Origin of the sequence: Spirosoma sp. (genome assembly GCF_026391055.1) — a bacterium.
Classification (GTDB): Bacteria; Bacteroidota; Bacteroidia; order Cytophagales; family Spirosomataceae; genus Spirosoma.
Genome location: NZ_JAPLET010000026.1, coordinates 264,310 through 287,243, shown reverse-complemented (window position 1 = coordinate 287,243; position 22,934 = coordinate 264,310). Strand labels below are relative to the sequence as shown.

Genomic DNA, 22,934 nt, shown 5'->3' with positions numbered 1-22,934 from the left:
ACAATCTAACTGGCCTACGGGCAAAACTGATGTTACTCAAAGAATTATTCAAGACCCTGGCAATCCGCGCGGGTGTACCCGAAACGGATGCAAAACTAGTAGAGACAATCGACGCCTTACCCGAACTGGACGTAGACGACGACATCATTGTCAAGCCCATCACGGGCAATCTGATTACCGAATCCGAGGCCCAAAACCGGCCGGAGATTAAAAAAGTATTCACCGCCCAGGCCCTCAACGGCATCGACGCGCAGGTGGACGCGGTACTGGCTGATCTGTTTGAAGGTCCGGAACTGGAGTCGTTCAAAACCGACAACAAGGCCACCAGCAAAAAGATCGCCAAACTGGTGGCGCGGGCTAAGGAGCTGAAAAGTTCCTCCAAGCCCGCCGACCAGACGGAGCTTAACAAGACGATTACCCAGCTGAACGAGACGATTGACAAGCTGAAAACGGATCACGAAGGAGTCGTTACTACCCTCCGTTCGCAATACGACGAAAAGCTGTATTTCAACTCGCTGGCCAACAAAGTCATTGTTCGCCCCGACGTTGTCGACTACGCCAAAGCCAAAGAAGGCAAACGGGTTATCGCTGATTTACAGGAAACGATTGAATCTGTCGGCGGGGTGCTTGACTTCAAAACGGGCAAGATTATGCAGAAGGCGGAGCCAGAAATGCAACTCTTCATCGGCAATAAAGGCGCTACGATTGACACCCTGCTGGAAAAAACGCTGGTCGAAAACGAATACCTGAAGAAGTCGGACGGTCCGGCTCCTGCGGCTCCCGTCGTGGTGCCGGGGGCTCCACCCGCCGATCAATCCCAGTTGTCCGAAGCCCAGCGCAAAAACTCCGCCCGTCTGGCGAGTTAGGACGAATGCCGATGCGCAGTAGGCACATAATGCGAAAGCAGTAAACAACAAAAACGAAGAATGGCAAGTAACACAAATTTGTCGGTCGCCCGGGTTGCTCTGGCGGCCATCAACATGACGCTGGGCAATAAGAAAAAATTCTCGCCGGTCGGCGCCCTTCAGGCGGCTCGTTCGCCCCAAAACGCGGGCCTGATTGCGGAAATGAACCCGAAGAATGCCAACGACGCCAACCGGCTGTCGACCATTCCCGGACAGACCACGCCCCAGGCGCGGGTAACGCTCAACTACCGTCCGCAGGAAGCGGCCACGATCAAGACCAACCGTACTGTTGCGACGGGTTCCAACCCCACGCAGGCGACGAGCTTGAACGTTGACTTTGTGACGCACCGGGAACTGGATTTGACCTACCGGACGGTGGACATACTCGCCCTGGAGAAGCAGACGGAGGACTACCTGAACAAATCGAATAACGGGGCGCTGGCGGTCAATATCGCCAATTTCCCGCTGCTGTCGGACATGGGCGACCAGATCATGAAGCGTGCGGATTCGGTACTTGTCAACGTAGACACGGCCGTACTGACGGCCCTCGTAGCTGGGGTGGGTGGTAACCTGATGCTGGGTACGTCGTCCAACACCGGCGTGCCAACGATCACGGCCTTTAACTCGGACGGTTCGGTGAACCCCTACGTCATGGACTGGTTTGCGGATTTGAAAAACATCCACCAGTTCGAAGGCAAGCCCATCGTCATTGGTGGCCTGAAAGCCCTGCGCTATTTTAACCGCAAGAACATCGTTTCCGCGGCTGCCCTGGGCTACGATTACGCTAAGGTCTTCGACATGCTGGACGTAGAGTTTTACTACGATCCGCAGGTTGATACGCTGTCGGGTACTGACCACATCATTGTCATGGACGCCGGAGCCTTCTGCATGGAGTCGATCATGGAACACGCCCCCGTCAATGAAGGTGGCGTAATTCCAATGACGCACGTAGGTAACACGAGCTACGGTCAGGCATCGATTACGATTGCCCAGACGACGGCTCCCACCTTTACGCTCGACCACGACATTCGGGTACGGGAAGATGACTCGTCGGCTTACCCAGCCTTCACGATCACGCCTTCGGTTCACTTCGGTACGTTCGCCCGTCCGGCTGGTTTCTTCAAAAACTACGCGGGTTGGGATACGGTAACGGGTATTTTCCGCGCTAAACTGATCTAAACAGGGCTAACTGGCCGGTGTCCCTGCGTACCACGCGGAACGGCACCGGCCGGGCCTGTTTTTTACATTCGTTCGTCTTTCATCTCTAATTTACTCACCTCATGCCTTACGTTATCACCCGGCAGGGTAATGCCATTCAGGCCGTAGAAGCCGGTGGCGAAGTGCGGGTTTTTACCAGCCCCATCTACCGAATATATTCAACCATCGCCTTTCCTCAGGCGGCTACGCCCTGCGTTGAAGTCCGGCAGGGTACGGAAACGCTGCAACTGGCCGTGTCCGACGTTACCAGCATCAACGGCGCTACGGGTACGGCCGTGGATTCGCTCACCAAAATCCTGGCCCTGTTGCTGGCCGTACCATCGGGCAACCTGTCCGCGAACACCAGCGGCACCGGAACGCCGTACGTCGCCTATACGTCACAGGCCGCCACGTCGGCAACGATCTACAACGGATCGGGGGTTGCCGTTGACGTACAACGCGGTGGCAGTGGCGCGGCTGTATCGGTAGCAGCCGGCAGTTCGGCCACCTTCGTCGGCATCACCAACACCTCACAGCTAGGCGTTCGCCGGACGGACGTATCGACGACGCCGGTAGCGGTTGGCCTGAGCTGGACGGCGTAACCGCAAACGACAAGCATACTTAAAAAGGGTTGCTTGCTCAGGCAGTGGGCAACCCTTTTTTATTTCTCACTATAAACGGATACCCCAGTGGAAAATCAGGACACAACCCCCGAGGAGTCAAAGCCGACCGTTCAGCAGGCCGCCCAGACAATTTTCGATTCGCTGACGAATGAGGGCTTTACGCTCGACGAAAAAGTAGAGGTCAAAGACCAGTTCCGGATGCTACTGCAAGCCGAAGCCGAAAGTCAGGCCGAAGCGGAAGCCGCGGCCCACCAGAATCTGATGTCAAATCTAAAACGGCTCCGCGCATCAATCTAAATGAAACTGGACTTTAAAAAGCAGCCAACGCCCCCCAGCGCCCCTGACGCCCCCGCCACACCACCGGCAACCGAGTACCGGTCAGCGCGGCCCGCAGGGGATGCAGAGCCGCAGACCCTCGACAAGCGCCATAACCACATGCTGCAAATGGTGACGGGTTTGATCCTTTGCTTTCTGTTGTTCTACTCGCTGGCCGACTACACCAGCTACAGTGCCGGCCGAATTCACCCCGGCGAAATGATCTTCAGCAATACGATGATACAACTGTGGACGGCGACCTACCGGATGGCGTTCATCTTTGCCATTGTAATGGCTTTTATCTCGCTCTGCTGGACTGGCTTATGGAAGTTTTTCAAACCCAGCCCGGACCGCGATTTCGATTTACTCACGTCCATCCGCTACGATTTAACCCCAGAAAAACGAATATGGCTTTTCGTCATCGTGTTCTTTGCCTCCTGCTTTTTGTTTGCGTTTCTGCTCACGGCCAATCTAACGGAGTCGGTAAGCGTCTCGCCGTAATACAATCGGCCCAGCGGTACGTCGGCACCCGGGAAACGGGCCACAACGGGGGCGAACCGGCGCGGCTCTTCATGGTGCCGTATGGCTATCAGGCGGGAACGATGTGGTGCGGCTTGTTCGTCAACCACGTGTTCATGGTCTCCAACGTCCAGCACGGAGTAAAGGGGGCAGCCCTGGCGGCTAACTGGAGCATACCGAAAAAGGCCATTATCTACCGGTGGGGCGTGGCAATCTCCAACCGTAGGCCCATGTCGGGTGACGTCGCCTTGTTCCGCTTCGGGGGCAAGCGCATCGACCACGTCGAGATTGTTATCAGCTGGCCCGAGGAAACGAACTATTTCTGGGTGATCGGCGGCAACACCTCCAACCCATCCAATCCGAAACAGGAGGGCGTATACGCCAAACAGCGACTCAAAAGTCAATCACTCATTGTAAACCGAATCGATTACTTCAACTAACATGCGACAGGTACATATTCACTTACTGGCGATCTGTATATTCCTGGGCCTTGTGGCCTTTAAGCCGTGGAAAAGCATTAACCAGCACATCGGGGTGCGGAACGTAGCGGATTCGCTGGCCATCGCGGGCGAGCAGGCTGATTCAATGGTCATCACCGAGCCAACCAACTTCGTACTCCCTCAGGCCGTTGTCGACACGCTGGTAGCGGCTACAATGCGGAAAGACTCATTACGGAAGGTGCTGCTGAAAAAGGCCAAAGAACTGGACGAGGAAATTGCCCAGATTCAGGCCAAAAATATCAAAAAGCAAAGCAACCTGGTGTCCGAAAAGGAAATCGAGAAGCTACTGACCCGGCAGAACAAGGCCCGTTCACCGACCTACGAGCCAGACCGCCCAAAGTAGCGGCCCTGTCGTTTTCCACCCGGGCCGAACGGCTGGCAAAACGATGGGGCGACCCGGTTACCAGCATTGCTGACGCTAATTTGTTGTTTCCCGAAACAGCCCTGGCCATCGCAATGCTGGAAACGGGCAACTTTAGCGACAAGCGGCTGATGAAAACCCACAACTGGTTCGGCTTCCGGCCCAACGGTCGAGGCTTCCAGAACGGGGTTAAACAGCGTTACGGCACCTACGCGACGGGTGAGGCTATGCTGGCCGACTACAGGGAATGGGAAATGGGGCGGGTGATCCGGCACGCGCTCTATTCGGAAACCGAGTTCCGGCAGTGGGTCTACACGCACTACGCCGAGGACGGAGACTACCAGGGTAAATTAATTCAGAAACTAAACTTCGTTCGTCAATGAATCTCCTGAAAACAGTACAGATTGCGAGGGTGCTGGCCGTAGTGCTGCTGTGCGTAGGCATGGCCGTTTTAGGCTGGCACGTTCGGGGAAACCACGAAGCTACCGCACGGCAGGAGATTGCCGACGCCCTAAGCCGGTGCGAAGACGACACTCAGCTAGTCATTCAGCAGGGGCAGGACGCATCCGCCTGGGTGGCCATTGCTGACCAGCAGGTGCAGGACATACAGGCCGAAAAACAACAGCTAAAAAAACAGTATGAAGACTCTATACGTATTATTATGGCTATGCTACCTGCTGATGCAGCCCGCAAAATCGCAGCCCGTTACCCGCACCGATAGCGGAAGCTGGATAAAGCCGTGGATGTATCCCAAGATTCTGGCCGACCTGACGCACCTCGACTACCTCAAGAAAGATAGTGTCACGCTTGCAAAGGAGCGGGTTTTGCTTAGATTTCGCAGACAAATGGATTCGACCATTATTCAGGGACTGCGATCGGAAAAGGGGCAGCTCACCCGGCGAACGGAGGTGCTACAGGATAGCAGCAGCCGGGGCTGGCAAATGGCCGATTACTGGCAGAAACGCTACAGACGGGCCAACCGCGAACGCTGGGGGTTTCGCTTCCTGCTGGGCTGGAAGGTCTACGACGCGATAAAAAAATAGGTTAAGTACAAGTTACGGTGGGTTACAACAAAGCCCCGGTCTTTTAGGCCGGGGCTTTTTTATTGGTCCTGGTAGGGCTCCGAGATTGGAGCCTGAAACCCAAAAAACCAGTCGACAACTTCCTGTTCAGTTAAGGCCAGCAGTTTGGACGGTGAACAGCAACTGGTAACCTGTTCGATCCGTTGCATGGCAAACAGGTTAAAACTTAGGTTAACGGCATAGACAGAGGCCCGACGTTCCGGTTCCGGCTCGATAGCGGCTACCCGCTTGAATTCCCCCTGAAAATGCCAAAGATTATAGTACCGCTGGGCGGCTTGTAGTGTTGAAAAGTCACCGTTCGTCATAAAATTACGCACGCAGCGGAACAGGTGTTGACGGGCATTATTCATAGGTAATACGTTTATTGATTAGTAGTCAGGGGGCGATACCGATATTCCAGTCGTAGGTGTCGGGGCCATCTTTCCCGGCTTTTGCCTGAGCTACGAACGCATCGTAGTCGTCGACGGTAATCAGTCGGGTAATCTGATCAAGTACCCATGCTTTATGGTGTTCCCCGTCCGTTGCTGCATAGTGGCTGATTAAATCCAGTATCATTCGTTCGGTATCGGTGTAGGTAAGGGGCGGGCCGAGGGTTTCGACCTGTAGCCGGACATAGGCCGACTGCGGACCGACAAGATGCCAGGTTATATTCGTCACAATGGCCCGTTCACCTAGCAGCCGGTTAACCTCGGCATCCTCACTGTGCATACGTCCCATATTCAGCCGATCCCCGGCACGGGGGATTTCGGGCATAAACGTTTCAAAAAACAGCGTATCCGTAAAGTCGATGTAAACGCGGGTCATAGGGCGTCAGCTAAATTTGAGTAAGGGGTATTTGACGGACCGGTACTGGTTGAGTTCCTGAACGAGTTTAATATAGTTCGGGTCGCTGGTGTACTCGATATAGTCGATTACTACCTGCCCTGTTTCCGGATTAAGTAAGCCCCTAGGTACGTAGTTATTAATGATAACAACCATAGCATCTGTTACGACTTTTACGGCCGGGTCTTGCCAGTACTGCTCATACTGCTGTTTGGCCTCGTCCTGTGTATAGTGGTTCATCGGAAGGTTATGTTAGTGATCATCGTGTAAGCACCGGCATCATCAACCTGCATGCGGGTAGTGGGCTCAAACTGCTCCAGCAGCAAAATCGTCTTGTCCAGAAAGACCTGCATAGGGTAGGGCTCGCCTTCCGGATGGGCGACGGTAATGCGGTCTTTATAGGTGTCTACGTTCCAGCGCGCAGCATCGGGAATGTACTGCTGAAGCCGGGACAGAAACAACTCGTCAAGCTGCCGGGTAAGTTCGTTCACCGCCCCGGCCGTCATTGCCGCTTCGACCGGCTTACCCGACAGCAAATCGCGTTCCCCTACGGCTGCGGTCATTTTAATGAAGTCCAAGTACTGTCGGGTTTGTGGCAGTACGAGGTCGGGCCGGTTGTTCCAGTCGACAGTGACGTCAGACAGCGTGCCGCTACCCAACAGCACCGCGTCTTTCTGGCTGGGGTAGCCCTTATCCACTGACCGGCATTCAGTGTACACCTGGCCTTTAAAGAGCGGGTCCTTGTGGGGCTCACCCAGCGCGTCAAAAAGGTGTAGCTCGTCGTACTGCTGCTGGGAGTAGAAAAAGTTCAGTGTCTTAAGTTGGCTTTTCATCAGAGCTGTTACTTATCTTCGATTTCGTCAATGACGGTCAGTAGCATGTGCCGCTGGCCGGGGGGGACAATCGCAATAACGGCATGGAGCATCTGCTTAACCGACAGCCAGTGCTCCAGGGGCATAAAAATAAACTCGGTCTGAAACGACTCCACCGAGGAGTGAATAGACGCGTTTCGCTGGGCATGTCGTAAATACCCTTCCGGATAGTCGGGGAGGGTGAATTGCAGTTTAGCCTTAAAATCACGGGCCAGTAGTCGCGCAAACTGGTCCCGTATGTAGTCTTCCTTACTATCGCCCAGGTCGGCAAGCTGATAAGTGTGTAGTCTTTGTTCTAATTTGTAGTGCATAGCATTGTTATTTATATATGCTGATATCATTGAATGCGCCATCCAGCGGGGCCGTAACGGTTTCCGACCGCTTAAACAGGCCCGTCACCGTATAGTAGCGAAAGCTGACGGGCCGGGGACTGCGAACCAAATCCATGATCTGAATCCAGACACTGGCGCTATAGACGGGATGCTGGGGATTCTTACCGGTGTAACCCACAATCTTTACCGCAGGCATGTGGGTACGGCTGGGGGCCACGACGGCACCCGCCTGGTCGAGCAGTTCAATTTCGATTTCCAGTTTACCCAGACGGGTACGGTTTGACCACTGGAACCAGTAGACCATAACATCAAGATCCAGTTCGTTATCGAACTGCTGGCTGGTTTTGAGGTGGGTTAATTCTAAACAGGGGGCGGGCATTGGGTAGGGGGTTAAGGTTATCGCTGAAAGGTGTTTGATGATTTTATCGAGATTAAATCCCCATCGTAGCGATTCAGATAATAGTCGCAGATGTCAGAAAGGAACTTGATAGCCAGTTTCATCGACTCCTCGCTACCCAAGGATTCGCCGTTTTCGGCCAGAAACTTAGTATAGGCCCTGTACGATGCGTTGGCATTGCTGATGGGCGGGAAATCGCAATCCTCGTCCAGTTGCTGTTGAAAATCCTCAAGCTGAAGTGTAGTTATGGCCTTGAGGTCGTCAATGTGTTTTTGCAATCGCCCCAACTCGTCAAAGACGGGTTGGGGTACTTGGTAGCCTCGATTATTGATCTGTATTTCCGGCATACATAATTTAGCTTAAAGGTAGTGATTATTAAAACGGGATATCATCATCACCGGCCGCGTGCCAGCTATGCACTTCGTACCGGGTATCCGGCTGGGGCAACTGTCCGAAATCAAGGTGTTCGCGCCTACGCTCCAGTTCGCGCTGCCAGTAACATTTCAGTTCGCGTAACCTAACCAGCAGTCCGGCCTGATGCGGCCACGAAGCCCGCCAGCGCCACATATACCAGAAGCGGGGCCGGTCGAAAAACCAGAACAGCCACAAGTGGGCTTCGTGGGTCCAGATCGAGGGCGTGAACTCCTTGTAGCCCTGTATCTGCTGCTCTTTCGGCACCCGGTACTGAACGGGTATGTCGGCCGGTGTATCGTATCGTTCGCCCGGCTGGTGAAAGACGTAGCGGCCTAACCGGATGCGGTGAAGCACTACATATTTGGGAGAGATGTACCAGCCCCGCCAGCAGCGGTTACAGGTATCGTGCCAGGCTTCGCCACTCTGCCAGTAGTAACCGGTATAGATGCCCGTTCCGTCACAGGTGTAGCACTTCTTGCCCGGCAGTATTTGCATGTCGGCTCCCTCCGGTGTACCGTAGTAATCAAGAATCTTTTTCTTAATGGCGTAGAAGTCATCCCGGTAAATCGGGTTTCGGTTGGCGTGATGCAGCAGAAAGGCTAAAATGCGGACTTTCATAAGCCAGTTAGTCTTAAGGTCGTTTACAATTGTTATTAATCGTTAATTATTAAGCAGTTAGCACAAGCGCATGCCTACTGATACTACATTGTTAAACCTCAGTTTATGGAATAAAATCGTCAGTTAACAATGTAAATCGGGGGATACCCCCAACCCTACCCCCAGACAAGATCGGTGTAATCAGTGCGGCATTTGTTGCGGACGTAATCGACCATGGCCCCGACTGAGTTCCAGCCAATGAGTGTACCCGGCTCACAATCGGGGTGGCTCCGGTTGCCATGGGCGTGGGTCGGTACGTAGGTAACCTTGCTGCCAATGTCAGCCGCCACCAAAACGCGCCCGTCGATCACGTAGTCGCGAAAGGGAATTAGTTTGGTACTGCTGGGCAGGTAGAGGGGGTGGCGGGGATGCCCGTCTTTGGTTTTGCCCAAACAGTAGGCGTGGGGAAACATATCGATTACCTGTTGGTCTCGGCCCCGGTGTCCTCCGTCCGTTCCCCAGGCAAAAAGTACCGCGCTGCTTTTGTCTTTGGCGTAGCGCAGGTATTCGTCGTTGGCCATACCGACCGGCTCGGCTTCATCTTTCATGACGGCGGGTTCAGTGGCCCGAAACGCGAACAGGTTAGTCATGTAAAAACCACCGTAACCGAATCCCTTCAAAAAGGAGATACAGCGCCGGATGGTCGGATCGTCGTTGGCATCGTCAGCCGTCGATGGATTCAGTCCGACAATCGTAGCTAAGGGTAGGGTGTCGTCCCAGATGCGCCACAATAGGTACCGGTATTTGCCGTTTTCGGCAAAGGTGGCTCCCTGTTGCATTTCAGGGAATAAACTAACTTGATTTCGATTCATGGCAGTGCTGGGGATTGAGGTTTATTAACGGCGTTGAACTTTTAGCAGCGGATTTCTACTATGGGATTTTGGCAAATCCAACACGTTAAAGTCAGGGTCAAAACTGAAGTAGTACGCGCATTTATACAGACCTTTTCGTTTTATACTAGTTATTACCGAGGCAACCGGAATATCCATTTCCTTTGCTGCCACTGCGTAAGAGTCATAGGAGCCGACTATTCCACCCTCTATCGAGAACGCATAGACGCGTTTCGCATTTCGCTGAACAGTTACCCCCTCTTTATTTTTCCTTTTGATTTCTTCCGCAATTGTGTCTTTTAATAGGATCTGGAACTGGTGAAATGAACAGGTGGAATCCGGTGACTGTCCGGCACAGTATTCATTATAACCCTTAGCGACGATAGCTATAAGTTGTTCATGGCTAGGCTCGATGATTTGTGTCTTACGAGGCATAGTGGTAGTAATTAAGTAGTGAGGGAAAAAGTAGAGAACCCCGCCGTATATGATATAAACAACAAAATCCTTGGGTGGATTGATATAGTGGCGGGGTTCTTACGACAGGCAATCAGGGGGCTGGTGGTCCGCGCTGGTGGTGGTTTCTGTTCATGACCTACAGTGCGTCAATCTGGTCGATAAACGTCTGGGTAAGGCTGCGGAGCTTGACCAGAAAGGCTTGTGATGCGTCGTATACCTCCGGTTCGTTGACGGCCGGGTTTTTGGTGTTCAGCAGTGCCGTCGCCCATTTTTTCAACTCCTTCTTATCGGGAGCCAGCCGGGCGGTGCGGGCCTTATCAGCCAGTCGTTTGGCTTTGGCTTCGTCGTCAGCCTGTTTGTTTTTATCCTTGGTGTACTTGATCAGATAGGCAAAGGTGTCTTCATCCATCGTGGCCACTTCGTCAGCATACAACAACTTCTGCAACGGGTGGGCAAAGGAGCCGATGTTATCGGTAAAACCGACTACTTCCAGCAAGGGGCTACGCTCGGCCAGCACCTTGTTCTGGCGCTCCTGTTCCGCCTGCTCTTTTTCCTTCTGCTCTTTAGCAAACTCCAGTTGGTTGTCGCGGTCTTTCTTCCAGTTGATATAGGCATTCACGGATTCACCGAAAGCCTCCGAGGATAACTCCATCAGGTAGTCCTCGGAAAAATACGTCGGGTAATCCTGGATCGTATAGTATCTACCATCCTTCAAGAAACCTAAGTCCAGCAAACGGGCCACGCGAAGTTTAAGGCATTGATTGGCCAGTTCGTCCTGCTGTGCTTTCAGCGCGTCCTGATCTTCTTTCAGCTTGGCCTGCTGGCGGGCCAGTTCCTCGGCTGCTTCCTGGTCGGCAATGGCTTTTAAGCGTACCCGTTCGGTTTCGGCGGCTGCTTCTTCGGCCAGCTTTTCCTGCTTGATACGGTGGGCCGTTTGGGCGTGGGTGACGATAGGTTCATACTCTTCGTCGGAGAGTTGCTTCATGTCGTCGAAGTTGATAAAATCCCCGTCGTGTTCGTAGGCTTCCAGTGCTGCATTAAATACGTAGCCGTAGCCGACCAGTTCCTTGTGCCGGGCTTCGGTACGACGCTGGTTCGCCAGCATCTTTTCGGTCTCAATCCGTTCGACCTCGTCCCGGTGCAATTTGAGTTTCAGCTTGGCTCTATCCTCAATGGCTTCAAGTTGCTCGGTCAGTGCGTTGCTGGCGGCATCGACTTCTTTATTGTAGCGAATGTGGGGGGCCTTTAACTCCTTAGCTTTCTTCTCGACTGAGGTACGCTGCCGCATCACCATCAGCCGGAAGTCGTTGACGACTTCGGCTCCGCGCTTGTCGTCAGGGCCGGAAATTACATACTTGGCTTCCTCGTCGCGGAGTTGCTGGATTTTAAGCTGTGTAATGTCGAAGGCGATCAGGGCATTTTCAACAGGTGTTTTGGCTAACTGGTTGGGCTGTTCTTTGGTCGGAACGGCATCGAGCGTCATTTCGTCGGTAGGCATTGCTTCGGTATTCATTTTTTTTGGTGCTTGGGGGGTAAAAGTGTAAGTTGATCGAGTTCGTAAATGCCGGGGGCTGTTTTGTTGTCCTCCAGGACGGTTGCCTGATCGTGGCAGGTGATGCCAACAACGGTGCCGGTAAAGTTGCGCAGGTGGCGGCCCGACCGGGTAACGGCTACCCGTACCCGGTCGTCAGCCTGAAAGTCGCTCATACGGCTCCGCAGTTTGAGCAGGTGGGCCAGTTGATCCCGTCGTCGTTGGGCGGGCCGGAATGATTGCAAGCGATACAGAACGTTTCACCGCTTTTGGTAAACACCGTTCCATCTTCGGCCCGTAGCTCCTTATCGTACTGCTCCGTAGTAATCAGGGCCGGGGTCGGGTCTTTGGGGTGACGGAAGTAGTCAGGGCAAGCGGATTGAATGGCGTAAATAACCCGGTTCCACTTCATCAACGCATCGGGGTCGGGGTGGCCCCCTTCCTGAATGTCGGCGCAGTAGTCCTGAATCTGTTCGTGGGCGTAATCAGCCAGACCCGTCAGGGCCTCGAACATTTCAGGAGCCGCTGCAATTAACTTGGCATTGGCTTTCATTTCGGCTATCGTAGCGTTTTTAGGGCCAGCGGCCAGACAAAGTGTTGTACCGTCTTTACTGTTTACTACCAGGTCTTCCCAACCTTCGGCACGCCAAGGGCCTTCTGTATGTTTACTCATTATTCGGTTAGTTTGACAATTAGTTCAATCGCTTTGCTGTACTCCTCATCTTCGTGCCCGTCGAACACTTCGGCTTGATACCGGTAGGCCAGCTTGGTTAGGGCATCGAGCAGATCCGGCGCGGCAGCAATCAGTTTGGCGTCGGGGTGGTTAATGTCCAGTGCCCAGTCTTTGTGATGCTCACGGCCTTTGATGGGTACACCAAAGCTGATGGCGTCGTGCATAATATTGCCTTTGTTGAATTGCAGCGTGGCCCGTTGCATCCCCCATCGGACGGGTCGGAAAATTGTCGTCCGGCAATTACTGGCTGATTCCAGTTCAAGGGTTCGATTGGCCGGGTTCAGTATCCAGTACCAGGGGCCGGGGGTCGTTTTGGTGCTCATAATCCGGTGGCTTTTTTTATGATTGCTTCTGCTATTTCCACCCATTCTAATTTTTTGGGTTCATCAAACCCCATCTCCGCATTAGCGTCAATCATTACCTTTCGGTTGCGCTCTTCGGAACGAACGGCCAGAATCAGACACTCCAGTAGTTCAGGAGAAGCCGCAATCAGTTTAGCATTGGCTTCGGCTGTTCCGTTTACAGCGGGTACGCCATTTGGGAAAATACCGTAAGTCATTTTTGTGCCAGGAAGCGGTACGCTTACGTGCCATTCATCATATTTACGCTTATAGAATGCGGACCACGGGCCGGGCGTATGCAGTGTGTACATTATTCAGTGGCTTTTTTAATGGCCGCATTCACTAACTTACCCGCGTCGTTTTTTAAGTCCTTTACGGCTTCATCGAGTACCAGCATCGATGCCCCTCTCCCGTATACGTCAACCATATCCCGGATGCACTGCTGGGCGGCTAACAAAGCCTGTAGCATATCTGGACTGGCGGCAATCAATTTGGCGTTAGCAAGCCGTTCACTGTAGTGCTCCGTTGTCTTCCAGTATTCGGGGGCGTCTTTATAGGTCGCGGCAATGTCTTTCCCAAACTTTTCGTGATCAAAAACCAGAACTGTTCCAGTTGTAGCGATTTCGTTTTTCCACTCCTCCTTGGTTTTCGGATCGATACACTCCTCGGTAATGGCAAACCATGCACCGCTACAGGTACTGTTAATTTCCAGTTGCCATGTGGTAGGCACAAATGGCTTTGGCTTGCGCTCTAAATGAGGAGTGGCTACCGCAATCAACGTTTTTAGTATCGAGTCCCGGAATTCAACTGCGTTGGTAACTCCGGTCGTAAAATCATTTATCGTACCGTCAATAGAATTTGTAAAGTCTTCAGTTGTCATAATGCAGTGGCTTTTTTAATGATGTTTACGGCATTCATGTGCTCGATTTCCTCGTGGGCGTCGTTAATTAACTGTTCGTAGCTTTTCAGCAGCATCTGCAACGCCTGCAGCAACTCAGGGGCGGTGGCGCACAGCCGGGCATTGGCTTCCTTTTCCTCGTCGGTAAAGTCATGGCTAAAGCCGGGGGCGCAGTCAATAATTCGGGACGGGCGACCCATTCGCGTACTGTAGGCGTAGACGCTAAAGTGTCTCCGGAAGGCGTCTTTCTGTCCCTGTGCCCACGGGCCGGGGGTTGGTTTTAGGGACATAATCCAGCGGCTACAGGGTCAGTGATTAACTCTATTTTGGTGACGTTCCGAAGCACCATAGGACCGCTGTTATCTAATTTTCGCAAGTCATAGCTGAACTCGTACTTATCGGTAAGCACAGCCATCGACGCTGAAAGCACAATGCAATCCGTTGACTTGGCCGTTTTTTTTAACTGCTGATGGACGCGAACAACGTTCTGTGGCTGGAAGGGGGCGAACGTGCCGTAGGCCTTTTCCAGTTGCCGGCACTGCTCCTCTAACTCGCCGGTAGCCCGGCAATATTCCCGGTGAAGTGCGGCCATTTTATCTTTCAGGGCCAGCCGTTTTGCCTTCATTTGCTCCTTGCTAAGTTTGGTTACCGGCATTTCCAGCAACCGGTCGGTGCATAAGGCGTGACCGAATAGGCGAATGGCGTCCTCGTGGTTGGCCCGGTTAATCAGATCGGCGCAGTTGGTACAGTAGTATTTTCGGGTACTGTGGTTGTAGAACGTAGCTCCGGGACTCTGGCAACTGGTACGGTAGCAGGTGCCGTTAATATCACCTTTGGCCGGTGCGGCTGTAGTTGTAAGTGGATTCATTATACGGGGGCTATTTAGGTAGGTGGCCTGTTACGCGCTGGCAGGCCCATTTCGCATTCGTTGTCAGTTGGCGCTGCCAGGCTTGTTGGGAGGGTGCCCATTTAAAGCCATTCGATTTTAGCTTGCTAATCGTGGCGGCATCGGGCTTGCCGTCGTAGACAATCTGGAGCCGGTCGATGATGTGATTGATGACAATGTGCCAACCGTCCTCGATGCGGATCTCCTCGGTACCGATTTCCTCGGCACGCTGCTTTTTGGCGCTGAGGATCGCGATACGTTCCTGTATGCGCTTTATTTCCAGATTAACGCTGTTTAACTGGTAGGGCTCAAACGGAACTTTGATATAGGCGTACTCCGGCGTCCAGTTGCGAATAGACGCTTTCAGGGCATCCGATACCGGGGCATTTTCGAGACTGTCGGGGTCAGCCTTAAACTGCCGGTACAGGCTGTTTGTCTGCTTCATAAGTGCCTGACGTTGCAAGCACTCATTGAGCCGGACATCTAACTGGTCCAGTTCGGGAACCTCCACGACACCCGCCTTACGGAGCTTGGTACAGATAGCGGCATAGGCTTTAGCTTTCCACTCGGAAAACTCCTCGGCCCGTTTGCGCTCGCTGCTGTGCCGTTTTTCCTGCTGGGCAACGGGGAAGTTAGCCGGGCCGGTAATCATCGTCGACGCACACCGGGATTTGGCCGAAAGCCAGCTCACAAAACGCTGTTCAAATCCGTTGGCGTACCGCTGCTTTTCGTCAGGCAGCAGCGCCTGGGCTTCGGGCGTCAGGGCGATACTGTCAAAGTGGGCCAGATCATCGGTAATTTCCTTACTGTACTCGGTAATGTAGCTAATGGCCCGAACGTCGGGGGAAAAGGAGGTATTCGAAAAAGCGTGCCAGGCCAGCCGGGCGTGCTTGCCGAAATACAGGTTGTCGATTTTTTCCTGTCCGGCGAAATACTTAATGTAAGCGGGTTTTACAGCGTCAGCAGTTGGTTGCATGGGAGTGGGGATTAGTCAAGCTGGATGATATCGATAAGGCCGTCCTCTTTGGCTTTATGCACAGCGTCTTTGGCGTCTCGTTCGCTGCCGCCTGCGGGTGTCCAGTGCGGCTCGACCTCGGCAATCAATTCCCGCGCCAACTGGTCGAACGTGATTGATCCCTCGGTTTTGGTGGCTAAAAACTTAATGCCGTTATCCTCAACTTTCCAGACATTGACCGTCCGGCTGAACCAGTCGTTGCCGCGTTTTCTGGATTGACTGGTAGTGAAAAAATAGGTGACTTTCATACAGGTAATGTGATTTAAGCAGGTGAAAAAATGCCCGTTGGTAGCGGATTAAACAGGGGTAGCGGTGGGTTCCGTCCAGGCGCGGTACTGCTTGGGTAGGGCGGTTTCTTTGACCCAGTACTTGCCGCCCTCCTGCCAGAAATACCAGTGGATGGGCAGGTTATCGGCGGTATGGGCCAGCGGCTCGGCAAAGAAGAACGAACCGGGACGGTGGCGGATCGGCAACATTTCGTTCAGCCAGAAGTCGTAACACCTTTCGCTCACTTCGACCCCTTCCAGTAACATAGGTGCCTTTTTGAAGCTGTGGAGTTCAGCGGTTAGAGCTTCCTCGATCTCGTCGCAATACCACTTGGCGTATACCGCCTGCTCCATTTCCGGAACCAGTTCGTTCAGGGCCTGTACAAACTCCAGTACCAGTTGCGCCCTGGCTTTGGCTACGGCCTGGGGAACGTTCTTGCCGTTGCGGTAGGCGTCCCCGTTATTTTTTGCGATAATTTCCCAAACGTCTTTGATGTAATCGGTGTCAATATTCATGCGGGTAGGGGGGGGTTAGGCTTCGACAAACAACCAGACAAATTCGGGGTAGGGGCGATTATGCAGGTCAGGTTTTCCCTGAACGTTTTTGCTATAGACGGTGACGTTCCGGTAGAACTTGCGCTTACGGCGGGTTTCCATGATTAGGGCTCGTTTTCCTATCGAAGTGAGTCCGATAACCACGTTGAGCGTTCGGCCTTTAACGGTAATTTTTTCGGGGAGATACGAAAGACGCATAGATGTAAGTAGTAAAGTTGCCCTACCGTTGTTGGTAGCAGTAGGGCAACTGAGTGAACGGTTTACTAGATAGCCCCGTCGTTGGGCTGATCGACAAACAGCGTTTCGGGGGCCGGTGTCGAGGGTACGTACTCACCAATGGAACCGTTCATCATCGAGTCCAGGTAGGGGTTCCAGAATTGGTGCGCGACCTTTATATTGGCCACGTCCGTTAAGGTTTCCATCCGGTACATTTTGTAGTCGCTCGAATAATCGTGGAGCAGCTTCACGCGGTCAGAATTGGAGGATTCGTACTCAAATTCGGCGATGTAATAGACGCCTTTGGGCTGAATTTTGGTGTTCTCCTTTTTCTCAGGGGAACAGGTGATAATGACGTCGGCCAGCGTGAGGTCATCGTAAAAAAGCGGCTCGATCAACCGGTAAATATTGTCGACGCTGTAGCCGTGGAACAAAATAGCCGAGACGCAATTTTGGCTGTCTATGAAGTACATTTCGGCCCAGTTCTTGGTCCCCATGTTCAGGATATTATCCGTAAAGATGCGCCAGGCAAAGGGCTGAAAGACGAGTTTCTTAAACGACGTTTTTACGTCGCCGTTGATGTTAAACACGCCCTCTTTTGCGTCGAAGCGATACTGCCGGGGGTGGCCGGGCAGGTACTTGAACATGGGAACGGGGATACCGTCCTCATCCAAACCGGCATGGTAGGATTTAAACGTACTTCCCAGTGAAGCAATGGTATCGGGCGTTAATTCTGTACGGGGTGTAACAACTTTAGACATGGCAGAAAAAAAATAAGTGGTGAAGTTGACCGGATAGAAACCCGTCCGGCTGTCGGGTGTATCGTGAGTGAACGTGTAGGCTAGTAAATGTCCCGTCGTTCCAGAATCGAGAAAATTTTATCGATGTTGGTTTCCAGCTTTTTGAGGTAGTCGTAGGTCGAACGATTGGTAATGCCCATGCTGGCCATTTCTTCGGTTACCTCGGCTTCGTAGGCGGCGGACCTTTCGGCTTCGTGTGCTTTACGGTAAGCCAGCAACTCGTCGTGATGATCTTCGAAGCCTTCGGTAACCTCAATATCCCAACAGGGGTCACTTCGCCAGTCACGCTTTAGTTCTTCTATGTCTTGGGGTGATTTCATGCGGGTAGCGGATTTTAAGCGGTGATACGAAACACAAAATTGTTTGGCAGCTTGTGACGGCAATTGTTACCGATTACATGGAACCCCTGAGAGTTGTCGAATTCCTGATCAGACGAAACCAGGTTGCCATCTGTCAGCAGATGCACCGAGTACGTTGCGTTTTTGACAGGCTGGCCGCAGAGCAGACAGGGCGGGAGCTTTCCATTCTTGCCGTGATTGTTCGGTGATACGACGTCTTCAATCGGGATGAAAAACACCCATCTGTATATGTCTGGCTTTTTATCTTGACTCATGCTGGTAGCTGATTGTAAGTAGTAGCCGGATCAAAACCCTTCCGGCTGTTCGGGTATGGGATTATATTTTTAGCCGTGAATCTTGACTACTTCTGATCTGCGAACCTCATTCTCGCCCACCCACATCTTTTTGGTGGCTACCAGTTGAAGCTGTATCTGATACTCGACGCCAGAAACAGTCATTTCGCCAACGGCTGTAGCAATGTCATTTTTTTGAGGATTACCAGACCGGGCATCCGTAACTAGGTGAACAAGGGATTGGTCAAATGGAATTTTCATACGGGTAGTTGATTTACGTAGTTATAAGAATTATTATAAGGGAAAGGCTGTAAAGCTGGCAATGCCTTTGTAAACGGCATTGTAGTAAGTTACCTTCTGGTCGGGGTTATCGCGACCGTCAAATACGTAGGTTTCACCGAGCGAAGAGGTTAAAAGGCGCTCAGAGGCAAGTCCTTTGTCGATCTTAGGGAATAAGCCGTTCGACTGGTCTATGGTCGTCAGGATGAACTTTTCGGCTTTGAGCTGGGCGGTGGTCTTACGGGTAACTTGCATTTGGTAGCTGCTTGTTTCTTAATGGTGTTGTAAATATAATAAATATTATTGAAATATATAATAATCATTAAAAATAAAGTCAAAAAAATAAACCACCTATGATTAAGTGGTCTATTTGTCAGGCCGTTAGTACTTACAGCTTCTGTCGTTTCTGCATTTCAAGGTCAACGGTCACGCCCGTAATTTTCAGGTAGTGGCGTTCGGTGGTCTGGGTTGTAGAGTGCCCCAGGATATTGCTCACGGCCTTTACGGTGTACTCGTCCCATGAGAAGATGCTACCCGCCGTCTTCCGGCAGACTTTGGGCGTAAACGGAATGCCCGGATGGTCGTAGCCGATGATGGGGGCGAACTTGGCCATGTCGTAGCACAGCTTACCCAGGGCCGGAGGCTCCGGCACACTCTCAGCAAAGAGGACATCCAGACCCGACGAGTAGGGTATATTACATTCGTTGTAGGGTTTCTTACCCCGCCGAATGACGATCTTTTTGCCGCCCGTTCCCTTTTGTTCGTAGCTCGCCCGGTCGCTGACGTACCGCTGGGCATCGGGGTAGTCGAGCCCGGTCAGACACAGCAACCGGGTCCACCACAGGCTAGCTCGTTCGAAGTTTGCCACCCGCAGCGAAAACAGCCGTTCGACCTGGTCGGGGGTCAGAAAAACGACCTCTTTCGGCGGGGCGTAATCCAGCTTCAGCCCGGCCAGCGAATTGTTCTCCAGGATGCCTATATTATATAGGTGCTCGGTGGCGTGGAATAGCTGCCGGCAAATCAGATTCACCTGACCCGATCCCAGTAGTTTGTCTTTCCGCTTCAAACCTACCCGGCCCGACAGGTAATGCCGGTAGCGTCGTACCCACTGGCAGGTAATGCTGAGGGCTGTCGGTTCGGGGTCGGCCTGTTCGGTGAGGTAGTCGGCCAGAAACCGCAGGTTACGCTCATAGGCGGCAATCGTCTTTTGGTCCTTTAGGCCGTTTGCCCGCAGGTACTCCACGTAGGCCAGCACGGCCGATGAAATGGGCATCGACGGCAGGGGCACCGTGGGCGGGGCAGGCAGGGGCTTTGTTTGCCGGCCTACCCCAATCAGGTATGCCAGTTTAACGCTCTGTACCGTGGGCCGCGATCCGTTGCCCGCTTCGTAGTCGTCGGCCTGGTGACCCTCGATGCGTTCCAGCTTGGCCTTTAGCTTGGTCAGCGCCCGGCTGACTTGCTGGGCCTGCTCGGAGCGGCCACGGGGGTTTTGTCCATCCTGATCCCACAGCAAGGGGTCAATTTTGAGCTTGGTCGAAAATCCGGCGTCTTCGGTGCCATCCACGGTAATACGCACCTGGATAGGGTTGGGATTAGAGTAGGGTTTACCGGGTGCGGGTGGGCGCAGCCGGAAGCGTACGGAGATTGCCATACGTCGTTTTTTTAAGAGCACAATGTTACGGGTTGGTTAACTTGGAATGTACCAAATTCCGCAAATATGTACCTTTGTGTATGTAATAAATATGATTAATATCAGTTCGACCTGACGAAGATCAGTCCCGGTACGTTTTTTGCTCAGGTGTCCGGTACGGTCAATTTGAAGGAATCGTACCGGAAAATGTACGTATTCTACCAAATCGTACCGCAAAATAAACGCCTGATCTGTATAGTGATTACAGTCAGGCGTGCTTATGAGGGGCAGGAAAGAGGGCTCAGAGGGCGGGTTACAAAATTCTGTGCTTCATGTTTTAAATATAAGCAGAGAATGGTTGCTACTCTGCGTTTTAAGCATTTTTAAGACTGAAATCTATTGTGTTTGCCGTCCGGATAAAGTTGTTCGGTGTGCAAAACCCAGACTTGGCTTTTCATGTCCGTAAACCCGTGATTACTTAACCAGCTTTCGAAGCTGATCTTCGTTGACTTTCACCGGGTACGTTTGCCGAAGCTGGGCCAGCCACTGCTTTTCGAGCATTGCCTGGTATTCGTTGATGACAGCTCCCCGTGCTTCGTCGAAAGTTTTGGCCCGTGCTGGCTCAATCCGCTCAATCAGGACAGAGATCGCCTTGTTGTCGCGGTGAAGCATGGTGGTGCCGGGTTTCCACTGACTGATGCCATCCAGAAGGGAATTTTCGCCCCGGGCAAACAGGCCGGTAAGGATGGTAACCGGGCTTGTTTCGGACGGGCGAGCCAAGCCTTCGCTGCGGTTCGTCGTGGCCGAATATTTACTGTTAAGTACCTTGGCAATGTCGTCTTTGGCATTGCTGAAGTATTGAAACGACACATTTCGCTGAGCCTCTTTAACGGCTCCCGGCCGTACACCCTGAAAGTCCTTTTCCATGATCCGGCTCAGCGGAATGCCGTTTTTCTGCAAATAACCAACTACCGAACGAATACGGCCCGCCGACACCGAGTCCGCTTCTGTAGCGTCATGGGAACCGCTGACTTCAACGACATAATCCGGGTTGGTGCTCATGACTACCAGTACATCGAAGAGCGATTCGCGAAGAGTTTCGTTAAGTGCTGTCTGATTTCTGGTAAACGTTACCGGGGCCGCTGAGCGCCGGAGCTGATAGGGGGGACGACTGCTCAGCATGCTGACGGCCTGTTTTAACAAGCTGTCATTCTGGGCCACTACCAGCGTAGCTCTGGCCCGCTCGGGAAAGCGATACTTATCTTTGTGCTGTTCGAAATATTGCCGCTGCCCCGTCGAATCGACCATCGACCGCTCCCATACGTTCTGCTCCATAACCTGAGACAGCAGAACACCGTCCCTAATTTCGGTTAACAAAGCCCGAAACTCTGGTGATTTTTTGTCCAGATTCATCTCTTCGGTGGCAATCAACTGATCCCCGACAAAACGGTCGAACAGCCGCTGCATCGCAATTGACGACGAACCACCCAGTGGTCTTTCCATGGCCGGACTGCCCGAAGCCGGGCTCAAGGCCGGGTTCCGCTGTGGTTGCTGTCGCTGACGGACGTAGGCAAAGAACTGGTTTACCGTGTAAGGTTGCTTGCCAATAGTGACCAGCGGTTTGTTTTGCAGCGTAGCGTCCAGTGGTTCGGTATAGCGCCACTGGCCACGCAGCAGACTGCTATCGGCTTTGGTAATCGCAGTCGCCAGAAGCGGTTGGTCGGTCTGAACGGAATACTCTTTTTGCAGCCGCTGGACCGTAACTTGCCGGAGCACATCGGCGCGGCTGTCGGTCGTGACGCGTTGGCGCAGTGAGGGGGCAAGCGTTGTGAACGAGTCCAGTCCTTTGCGCTCGATGAGTTTGATGATATGCCAGCCGTAATTGGTTCGAACCGGTTTGGAGTAATCGCCGGGTTTGCTGAGCGAAAAGGCTGCATCTTCGAAGGCGGGCACCCATCGGCCGGGCTCAAACACGGGTAGAACCCCCCCGGTAGCTTTCGAGGTGGCATCGTCGGATACCAGTCGGCAGATCTGCTCGAAGGAGTCGCCACGCTGCAACTGGGCGTACGCTTTGTCGATTCGTTCCTGAGCGATTTTCTGCCCGGCCTCATCGGCGGTAGGGCTTATTCGCACCAGAATATGGGCCACGCGTACGCGGCCACGGCTTGGCCGACGGTTGTTTACTTTAATAATATGGTAGCCGAACCGGGTTCGTACCGGCATGGAAATGCCTCCGGTAGGGGTTGTATAAGCGGCCGTTTCCAGCGGATAAACTACGCCGAAAGCGCCTATGTACCCTAGGCTGCCTCCGTTTTTAGCCGTGCTGACATCCTGTGAGTGCTCTTGCGCCAGTTTAGCGAAATCGGCTCCTTCCAGCGCCTGTTTGCGAAGTGACAGACAGGTTTGGTAGGCTGCCAGCGTGTCGTTGGGCTGGGCGTATTCAGAGATCGGGATCAGAATGTGCGATGCGTTGACCTCTTCCTGCATGCGCTGATAGGCTTCGGCCGCCAGCGATTCGATTAGTACTTTGTCGGTCAGGTAGGATTGCGCAAGTTGTTTACGGTAGGTGTTCATTTCCTCCCGAAATGCTTCTGTTGTGTCGCGGCCTTCCGACTCGGCCGCCAGTACTTTCAGTTTCAGGTTCGTGTAGAGGTCAAAGTAATTTTTGACGTCGGTGCGTTGGGCTGAGTCGGCCGAAAGTTGATTTTTGGTAAACGACTGAAAAAAATCGTCGGTTGTAAACGCTTTATTGCCCAGCGTCAGAATAACGGGTTCCGGTGGTGTTTGCTGAACGACCGGAGCGGCTGTTTTACAGGCTGTTACAAAAAGAGCCAATAAGATACCGCCTGTGAAATGGCGCATAGCGTCTCT

The 22,934-nt window shown here is 52.9% G+C and carries 39 protein-coding genes; 10 read left to right on the top strand and 29 right to left on the bottom strand.

What is annotated here, in order from left to right:
- The first annotated feature begins 29 nt into the window (after positions 1-29).
- From NT073_RS24425 to NT073_RS24380, 10 genes are all read left to right on the top strand, one after another.
- Positions 30-866 carry a hypothetical protein gene (locus NT073_RS24425; protein ID WP_297378885.1) on the top strand — a complete coding sequence of 279 codons (837 nt, stop codon included), beginning with the start codon at positions 30-32 and terminating at the stop codon, positions 864-866.
- Between the two features lie 60 nt (positions 867-926).
- A complete protein-coding gene (locus NT073_RS24420; protein WP_297378883.1) occupies positions 927-2,084 on the top strand; it encodes a hypothetical protein in 1,158 nt (385 codons plus the stop codon).
- A gap of 101 nt (positions 2,085-2,185) precedes the next feature.
- Positions 2,186-2,704 carry a hypothetical protein gene (locus tag NT073_RS24415; protein ID WP_297378882.1) on the top strand — a complete coding sequence of 173 codons (519 nt, stop codon included), beginning with the start codon at positions 2,186-2,188 and terminating at the stop codon, positions 2,702-2,704.
- Positions 2,705-2,791: 87 nt separating this feature from the next.
- Entirely contained in the window at positions 2,792-3,022 is a 231-nt protein-coding gene (locus NT073_RS24410; protein ID WP_297378880.1) for a hypothetical protein, read from the top strand.
- Positions 3,023-3,541 (top strand): hypothetical protein, encoded by a 519-nt coding sequence (locus tag NT073_RS24405; RefSeq protein WP_297378878.1) that lies wholly within the window; start codon positions 3,023-3,025, stop codon positions 3,539-3,541.
- On the top strand, positions 3,448-3,999 hold the full coding sequence (locus NT073_RS24400) for a CHAP domain-containing protein (protein ID WP_297378877.1): 552 nt from the start codon (positions 3,448-3,450) through the stop codon (positions 3,997-3,999). The genes NT073_RS24405 and NT073_RS24400 overlap by 94 nt, the downstream gene beginning before the upstream one ends.
- Before the next feature lies 1 nt (position 4,000).
- Positions 4,001-4,402, top strand: a complete 402-nt coding sequence (locus tag NT073_RS24395; RefSeq protein ID WP_297378875.1) for a hypothetical protein — start codon at positions 4,001-4,003, stop codon at positions 4,400-4,402.
- Positions 4,403-4,485: 83 nt separating this feature from the next.
- Positions 4,486-4,803 (top strand): glucosaminidase domain-containing protein, encoded by a 318-nt coding sequence (locus tag NT073_RS24390; RefSeq protein WP_297378872.1) that lies wholly within the window; start codon positions 4,486-4,488, stop codon positions 4,801-4,803.
- Positions 4,800-5,141, top strand: coding sequence for a hypothetical protein (locus NT073_RS24385; protein WP_297378870.1), 342 nt, complete (start codon positions 4,800-4,802; stop codon positions 5,139-5,141). Before NT073_RS24390 ends, NT073_RS24385 begins: the two co-directional genes overlap by 4 nt.
- Positions 5,101-5,463, top strand: coding sequence for a hypothetical protein (locus NT073_RS24380; RefSeq protein WP_297378868.1), 363 nt, complete (start codon positions 5,101-5,103; stop codon positions 5,461-5,463). The genes NT073_RS24385 and NT073_RS24380 overlap by 41 nt, the downstream gene beginning before the upstream one ends.
- Positions 5,464-5,522: 59 nt before the next feature.
- On the opposite strand, the gene NT073_RS24375 is transcribed toward NT073_RS24380, so the two are convergent.
- The 29 genes from NT073_RS24375 to NT073_RS24235 all read right to left on the bottom strand — a co-directional run bounded on the left by NT073_RS24375 (position 5,523) and on the right by NT073_RS24235 (position 22,925).
- Complete coding sequence (locus NT073_RS24375) at positions 5,523-5,852, bottom strand: hypothetical protein (RefSeq protein WP_297378866.1); 330 nt, start codon at positions 5,850-5,852, stop codon at positions 5,523-5,525.
- 25 nt (positions 5,853-5,877) lie between these two features.
- Positions 5,878-6,306 carry a hypothetical protein gene (locus tag NT073_RS24370; RefSeq protein WP_297378865.1) on the bottom strand — a complete coding sequence of 143 codons (429 nt, stop codon included), beginning with the start codon at positions 6,304-6,306 and terminating at the stop codon, positions 5,878-5,880.
- Between the two features lie 6 nt (positions 6,307-6,312).
- A complete protein-coding gene (locus NT073_RS24365; RefSeq protein WP_297378863.1) occupies positions 6,313-6,564 on the bottom strand; it encodes a hypothetical protein in 252 nt (83 codons plus the stop codon).
- On the bottom strand, positions 6,561-7,157 hold the full coding sequence (locus tag NT073_RS24360; RefSeq protein ID WP_297378861.1) for a hypothetical protein: 597 nt from the start codon (positions 7,155-7,157) through the stop codon (positions 6,561-6,563). The genes NT073_RS24365 and NT073_RS24360 overlap by 4 nt, the downstream gene beginning before the upstream one ends.
- 8 nt (positions 7,158-7,165) lie before the next feature.
- The gene (locus NT073_RS24355; RefSeq protein ID WP_297378860.1) at positions 7,166-7,507 is read right to left on the bottom strand and encodes a hypothetical protein; all 342 of its coding nucleotides are present in this window, start codon (positions 7,505-7,507) and stop codon (positions 7,166-7,168) included.
- Between the two features lie 7 nt (positions 7,508-7,514).
- The gene (locus NT073_RS24350) at positions 7,515-7,907 is read right to left on the bottom strand and encodes a hypothetical protein (RefSeq protein ID WP_297378859.1); all 393 of its coding nucleotides are present in this window, start codon (positions 7,905-7,907) and stop codon (positions 7,515-7,517) included.
- Between the two features lie 17 nt (positions 7,908-7,924).
- Complete coding sequence (locus NT073_RS24345) at positions 7,925-8,272, bottom strand: hypothetical protein (protein ID WP_297378858.1); 348 nt, start codon at positions 8,270-8,272, stop codon at positions 7,925-7,927.
- Between the two features lie 28 nt (positions 8,273-8,300).
- On the bottom strand, positions 8,301-8,957 hold the full coding sequence (locus NT073_RS24340) for a hypothetical protein (protein WP_297378857.1): 657 nt from the start codon (positions 8,955-8,957) through the stop codon (positions 8,301-8,303).
- Between the two features lie 155 nt (positions 8,958-9,112).
- On the bottom strand, positions 9,113-9,808 hold the full coding sequence (locus tag NT073_RS24335) for a DUF1643 domain-containing protein (protein ID WP_297378856.1): 696 nt from the start codon (positions 9,806-9,808) through the stop codon (positions 9,113-9,115).
- Between the two features lie 24 nt (positions 9,809-9,832).
- Positions 9,833-10,261 (bottom strand): hypothetical protein, encoded by a 429-nt coding sequence (locus tag NT073_RS24330; RefSeq protein ID WP_297378855.1) that lies wholly within the window; start codon positions 10,259-10,261, stop codon positions 9,833-9,835.
- Between the two features lie 157 nt (positions 10,262-10,418).
- Positions 10,419-11,795, bottom strand: coding sequence for a hypothetical protein (locus tag NT073_RS24325; protein WP_297378854.1), 1,377 nt, complete (start codon positions 11,793-11,795; stop codon positions 10,419-10,421).
- Positions 11,792-11,989 (bottom strand): hypothetical protein, encoded by a 198-nt coding sequence (locus NT073_RS24320; RefSeq protein ID WP_297378853.1) that lies wholly within the window; start codon positions 11,987-11,989, stop codon positions 11,792-11,794. Before NT073_RS24320 ends, NT073_RS24325 begins: the two co-directional genes overlap by 4 nt.
- Entirely contained in the window at positions 11,986-12,486 is a 501-nt protein-coding gene (locus NT073_RS24315; protein ID WP_297378852.1) for a hypothetical protein, read from the bottom strand. Before NT073_RS24315 ends, NT073_RS24320 begins: the two co-directional genes overlap by 4 nt.
- Entirely contained in the window at positions 12,486-12,869 is a 384-nt protein-coding gene (locus NT073_RS24310) for a hypothetical protein (protein WP_297378851.1), read from the bottom strand. The genes NT073_RS24315 and NT073_RS24310 overlap by 1 nt, the downstream gene beginning before the upstream one ends.
- Positions 12,866-13,198, bottom strand: coding sequence for a hypothetical protein (locus NT073_RS24305; RefSeq protein ID WP_297378850.1), 333 nt, complete (start codon positions 13,196-13,198; stop codon positions 12,866-12,868). Before NT073_RS24305 ends, NT073_RS24310 begins: the two co-directional genes overlap by 4 nt.
- Positions 13,198-13,767, bottom strand: a complete 570-nt coding sequence (locus NT073_RS24300) for a hypothetical protein (protein ID WP_297378849.1) — start codon at positions 13,765-13,767, stop codon at positions 13,198-13,200. The genes NT073_RS24305 and NT073_RS24300 overlap by 1 nt, the downstream gene beginning before the upstream one ends.
- The gene (locus NT073_RS24295; protein ID WP_297378848.1) at positions 13,764-14,075 is read right to left on the bottom strand and encodes a hypothetical protein; all 312 of its coding nucleotides are present in this window, start codon (positions 14,073-14,075) and stop codon (positions 13,764-13,766) included. The genes NT073_RS24300 and NT073_RS24295 overlap by 4 nt, the downstream gene beginning before the upstream one ends.
- Complete coding sequence (locus tag NT073_RS24290) at positions 14,066-14,653, bottom strand: hypothetical protein (protein WP_297378847.1); 588 nt, start codon at positions 14,651-14,653, stop codon at positions 14,066-14,068. The genes NT073_RS24295 and NT073_RS24290 overlap by 10 nt, the downstream gene beginning before the upstream one ends.
- 10 nt (positions 14,654-14,663) lie before the next feature.
- Positions 14,664-15,647, bottom strand: coding sequence for a hypothetical protein (locus tag NT073_RS24285; protein WP_297378846.1), 984 nt, complete (start codon positions 15,645-15,647; stop codon positions 14,664-14,666).
- An 11-nt stretch (positions 15,648-15,658) separates the two neighbouring features.
- Positions 15,659-15,934: a hypothetical protein gene (locus tag NT073_RS24280; protein WP_297378845.1), complete on the bottom strand. Its 276-nt coding sequence runs from the start codon at positions 15,932-15,934 to the stop codon at positions 15,659-15,661.
- 48 nt (positions 15,935-15,982) lie between these two features.
- Entirely contained in the window at positions 15,983-16,468 is a 486-nt protein-coding gene (locus tag NT073_RS24275; RefSeq protein WP_297378844.1) for a hypothetical protein, read from the bottom strand.
- Positions 16,469-16,483: 15 nt separating this feature from the next.
- A complete protein-coding gene (locus NT073_RS24270; RefSeq protein WP_297378843.1) occupies positions 16,484-16,705 on the bottom strand; it encodes a hypothetical protein in 222 nt (73 codons plus the stop codon).
- 65 nt (positions 16,706-16,770) lie between these two features.
- A complete protein-coding gene (locus NT073_RS24265; RefSeq protein ID WP_297380270.1) occupies positions 16,771-17,370 on the bottom strand; it encodes a hypothetical protein in 600 nt (199 codons plus the stop codon).
- 194 nt (positions 17,371-17,564) lie between these two features.
- Positions 17,565-17,843 (bottom strand): hypothetical protein, encoded by a 279-nt coding sequence (locus tag NT073_RS24260; protein ID WP_297378842.1) that lies wholly within the window; start codon positions 17,841-17,843, stop codon positions 17,565-17,567.
- A 14-nt stretch (positions 17,844-17,857) separates the two neighbouring features.
- Positions 17,858-18,136, bottom strand: a complete 279-nt coding sequence (locus NT073_RS24255; protein WP_297378841.1) for a hypothetical protein — start codon at positions 18,134-18,136, stop codon at positions 17,858-17,860.
- 69 nt (positions 18,137-18,205) lie between these two features.
- Complete coding sequence (locus NT073_RS24250; protein WP_297378840.1) at positions 18,206-18,415, bottom strand: hypothetical protein; 210 nt, start codon at positions 18,413-18,415, stop codon at positions 18,206-18,208.
- Between the two features lie 33 nt (positions 18,416-18,448).
- Positions 18,449-18,688, bottom strand: coding sequence for a hypothetical protein (locus NT073_RS24245; protein ID WP_297378839.1), 240 nt, complete (start codon positions 18,686-18,688; stop codon positions 18,449-18,451).
- Positions 18,689-18,821: 133 nt separating this feature from the next.
- Entirely contained in the window at positions 18,822-20,084 is a 1,263-nt protein-coding gene (locus tag NT073_RS24240; protein WP_297378838.1) for a hypothetical protein, read from the bottom strand.
- A 453-nt stretch (positions 20,085-20,537) separates the two neighbouring features.
- Complete coding sequence (locus tag NT073_RS24235; RefSeq protein WP_297378837.1) at positions 20,538-22,925, bottom strand: peptidylprolyl isomerase; 2,388 nt, start codon at positions 22,923-22,925, stop codon at positions 20,538-20,540.
- Positions 22,926-22,934 lie beyond the last annotated feature (9 nt).

Excerpts from the sequence above, each read along its gene's own strand:
- NT073_RS24335 (WP_297378856.1), bottom strand. The coding sequence starts at position 9,808 with ATGAATCGAAATCAAGTTAGTTTATTCCCTGAAATGCAACAGGGAGCC.
- NT073_RS24370 (WP_297378865.1), bottom strand. The coding sequence starts at position 6,306 with ATGACCCGCGTTTACATCGACTTTACGGATACGCTGTTTTTTGAAACG.
- NT073_RS24310 (WP_297378851.1), bottom strand. The coding sequence starts at position 12,869 with ATGAGCACCAAAACGACCCCCGGCCCCTGGTACTGGATACTGAACCCG.
- NT073_RS24420 (WP_297378883.1), top strand. The coding sequence starts at position 927 with ATGGCAAGTAACACAAATTTGTCGGTCGCCCGGGTTGCTCTGGCGGCC.
- NT073_RS24385 (WP_297378870.1), top strand. The coding sequence starts at position 4,800 with ATGAATCTCCTGAAAACAGTACAGATTGCGAGGGTGCTGGCCGTAGTG.
- NT073_RS24345 (WP_297378858.1), bottom strand. The coding sequence starts at position 8,272 with ATGCCGGAAATACAGATCAATAATCGAGGCTACCAAGTACCCCAACCC.
- NT073_RS24305 (WP_297378850.1), bottom strand. The coding sequence starts at position 13,198 with ATGTACACACTGCATACGCCCGGCCCGTGGTCCGCATTCTATAAGCGT.
- NT073_RS24295 (WP_297378848.1), bottom strand. The coding sequence starts at position 14,075 with ATGTCCCTAAAACCAACCCCCGGCCCGTGGGCACAGGGACAGAAAGAC.
- NT073_RS24360 (WP_297378861.1), bottom strand. The coding sequence starts at position 7,157 with ATGAAAAGCCAACTTAAGACACTGAACTTTTTCTACTCCCAGCAGCAG.
- NT073_RS24395 (WP_297378875.1), top strand. The coding sequence starts at position 4,001 with ATGCGACAGGTACATATTCACTTACTGGCGATCTGTATATTCCTGGGC.
- NT073_RS24425 (WP_297378885.1), top strand. The coding sequence starts at position 30 with ATGTTACTCAAAGAATTATTCAAGACCCTGGCAATCCGCGCGGGTGTA.
- NT073_RS24285 (WP_297378846.1), bottom strand. The coding sequence starts at position 15,647 with ATGCAACCAACTGCTGACGCTGTAAAACCCGCTTACATTAAGTATTTC.
- NT073_RS24240 (WP_297378838.1), bottom strand. The coding sequence starts at position 20,084 with ATGGCAATCTCCGTACGCTTCCGGCTGCGCCCACCCGCACCCGGTAAA.
- NT073_RS24340 (WP_297378857.1), bottom strand. The coding sequence starts at position 8,957 with ATGAAAGTCCGCATTTTAGCCTTTCTGCTGCATCACGCCAACCGAAAC.
- NT073_RS24380 (WP_297378868.1), top strand. The coding sequence starts at position 5,101 with ATGCAGCCCGCAAAATCGCAGCCCGTTACCCGCACCGATAGCGGAAGC.
- NT073_RS24415 (WP_297378882.1), top strand. The coding sequence starts at position 2,186 with ATGCCTTACGTTATCACCCGGCAGGGTAATGCCATTCAGGCCGTAGAA.
- NT073_RS24355 (WP_297378860.1), bottom strand. The coding sequence starts at position 7,507 with ATGCACTACAAATTAGAACAAAGACTACACACTTATCAGCTTGCCGAC.
- NT073_RS24245 (WP_297378839.1), bottom strand. The coding sequence starts at position 18,688 with ATGCAAGTTACCCGTAAGACCACCGCCCAGCTCAAAGCCGAAAAGTTC.
- NT073_RS24325 (WP_297378854.1), bottom strand. The coding sequence starts at position 11,795 with ATGAATACCGAAGCAATGCCTACCGACGAAATGACGCTCGATGCCGTT.
- NT073_RS24275 (WP_297378844.1), bottom strand. The coding sequence starts at position 16,468 with ATGAATATTGACACCGATTACATCAAAGACGTTTGGGAAATTATCGCA.
- NT073_RS24400 (WP_297378877.1), top strand. The coding sequence starts at position 3,448 with ATGGCTTTTCGTCATCGTGTTCTTTGCCTCCTGCTTTTTGTTTGCGTT.
- NT073_RS24255 (WP_297378841.1), bottom strand. The coding sequence starts at position 18,136 with ATGAGTCAAGATAAAAAGCCAGACATATACAGATGGGTGTTTTTCATC.
- NT073_RS24270 (WP_297378843.1), bottom strand. The coding sequence starts at position 16,705 with ATGCGTCTTTCGTATCTCCCCGAAAAAATTACCGTTAAAGGCCGAACG.
- NT073_RS24365 (WP_297378863.1), bottom strand. The coding sequence starts at position 6,564 with ATGAACCACTATACACAGGACGAGGCCAAACAGCAGTATGAGCAGTAC.
- NT073_RS24260 (WP_297378842.1), bottom strand. The coding sequence starts at position 17,843 with ATGAAATCACCCCAAGACATAGAAGAACTAAAGCGTGACTGGCGAAGT.
- NT073_RS24320 (WP_297378853.1), bottom strand. The coding sequence starts at position 11,989 with ATGAGCGACTTTCAGGCTGACGACCGGGTACGGGTAGCCGTTACCCGG.
- NT073_RS24375 (WP_297378866.1), bottom strand. The coding sequence starts at position 5,852 with ATGAATAATGCCCGTCAACACCTGTTCCGCTGCGTGCGTAATTTTATG.
- NT073_RS24315 (WP_297378852.1), bottom strand. The coding sequence starts at position 12,486 with ATGAGTAAACATACAGAAGGCCCTTGGCGTGCCGAAGGTTGGGAAGAC.
- NT073_RS24300 (WP_297378849.1), bottom strand. The coding sequence starts at position 13,767 with ATGACAACTGAAGACTTTACAAATTCTATTGACGGTACGATAAATGAT.
- NT073_RS24265 (WP_297380270.1), bottom strand. The coding sequence starts at position 17,370 with ATGTTCAAGTACCTGCCCGGCCACCCCCGGCAGTATCGCTTCGACGCA.
- NT073_RS24280 (WP_297378845.1), bottom strand. The coding sequence starts at position 15,934 with ATGAAAGTCACCTATTTTTTCACTACCAGTCAATCCAGAAAACGCGGC.
- NT073_RS24290 (WP_297378847.1), bottom strand. The coding sequence starts at position 14,653 with ATGAATCCACTTACAACTACAGCCGCACCGGCCAAAGGTGATATTAAC.
- NT073_RS24235 (WP_297378837.1), bottom strand. The coding sequence starts at position 22,925 with ATGCGCCATTTCACAGGCGGTATCTTATTGGCTCTTTTTGTAACAGCC.
- NT073_RS24330 (WP_297378855.1), bottom strand. The coding sequence starts at position 10,261 with ATGCCTCGTAAGACACAAATCATCGAGCCTAGCCATGAACAACTTATA.
- NT073_RS24350 (WP_297378859.1), bottom strand. The coding sequence starts at position 7,907 with ATGCCCGCCCCCTGTTTAGAATTAACCCACCTCAAAACCAGCCAGCAG.
- NT073_RS24405 (WP_297378878.1), top strand. The coding sequence starts at position 3,023 with ATGAAACTGGACTTTAAAAAGCAGCCAACGCCCCCCAGCGCCCCTGAC.
- NT073_RS24250 (WP_297378840.1), bottom strand. The coding sequence starts at position 18,415 with ATGAAAATTCCATTTGACCAATCCCTTGTTCACCTAGTTACGGATGCC.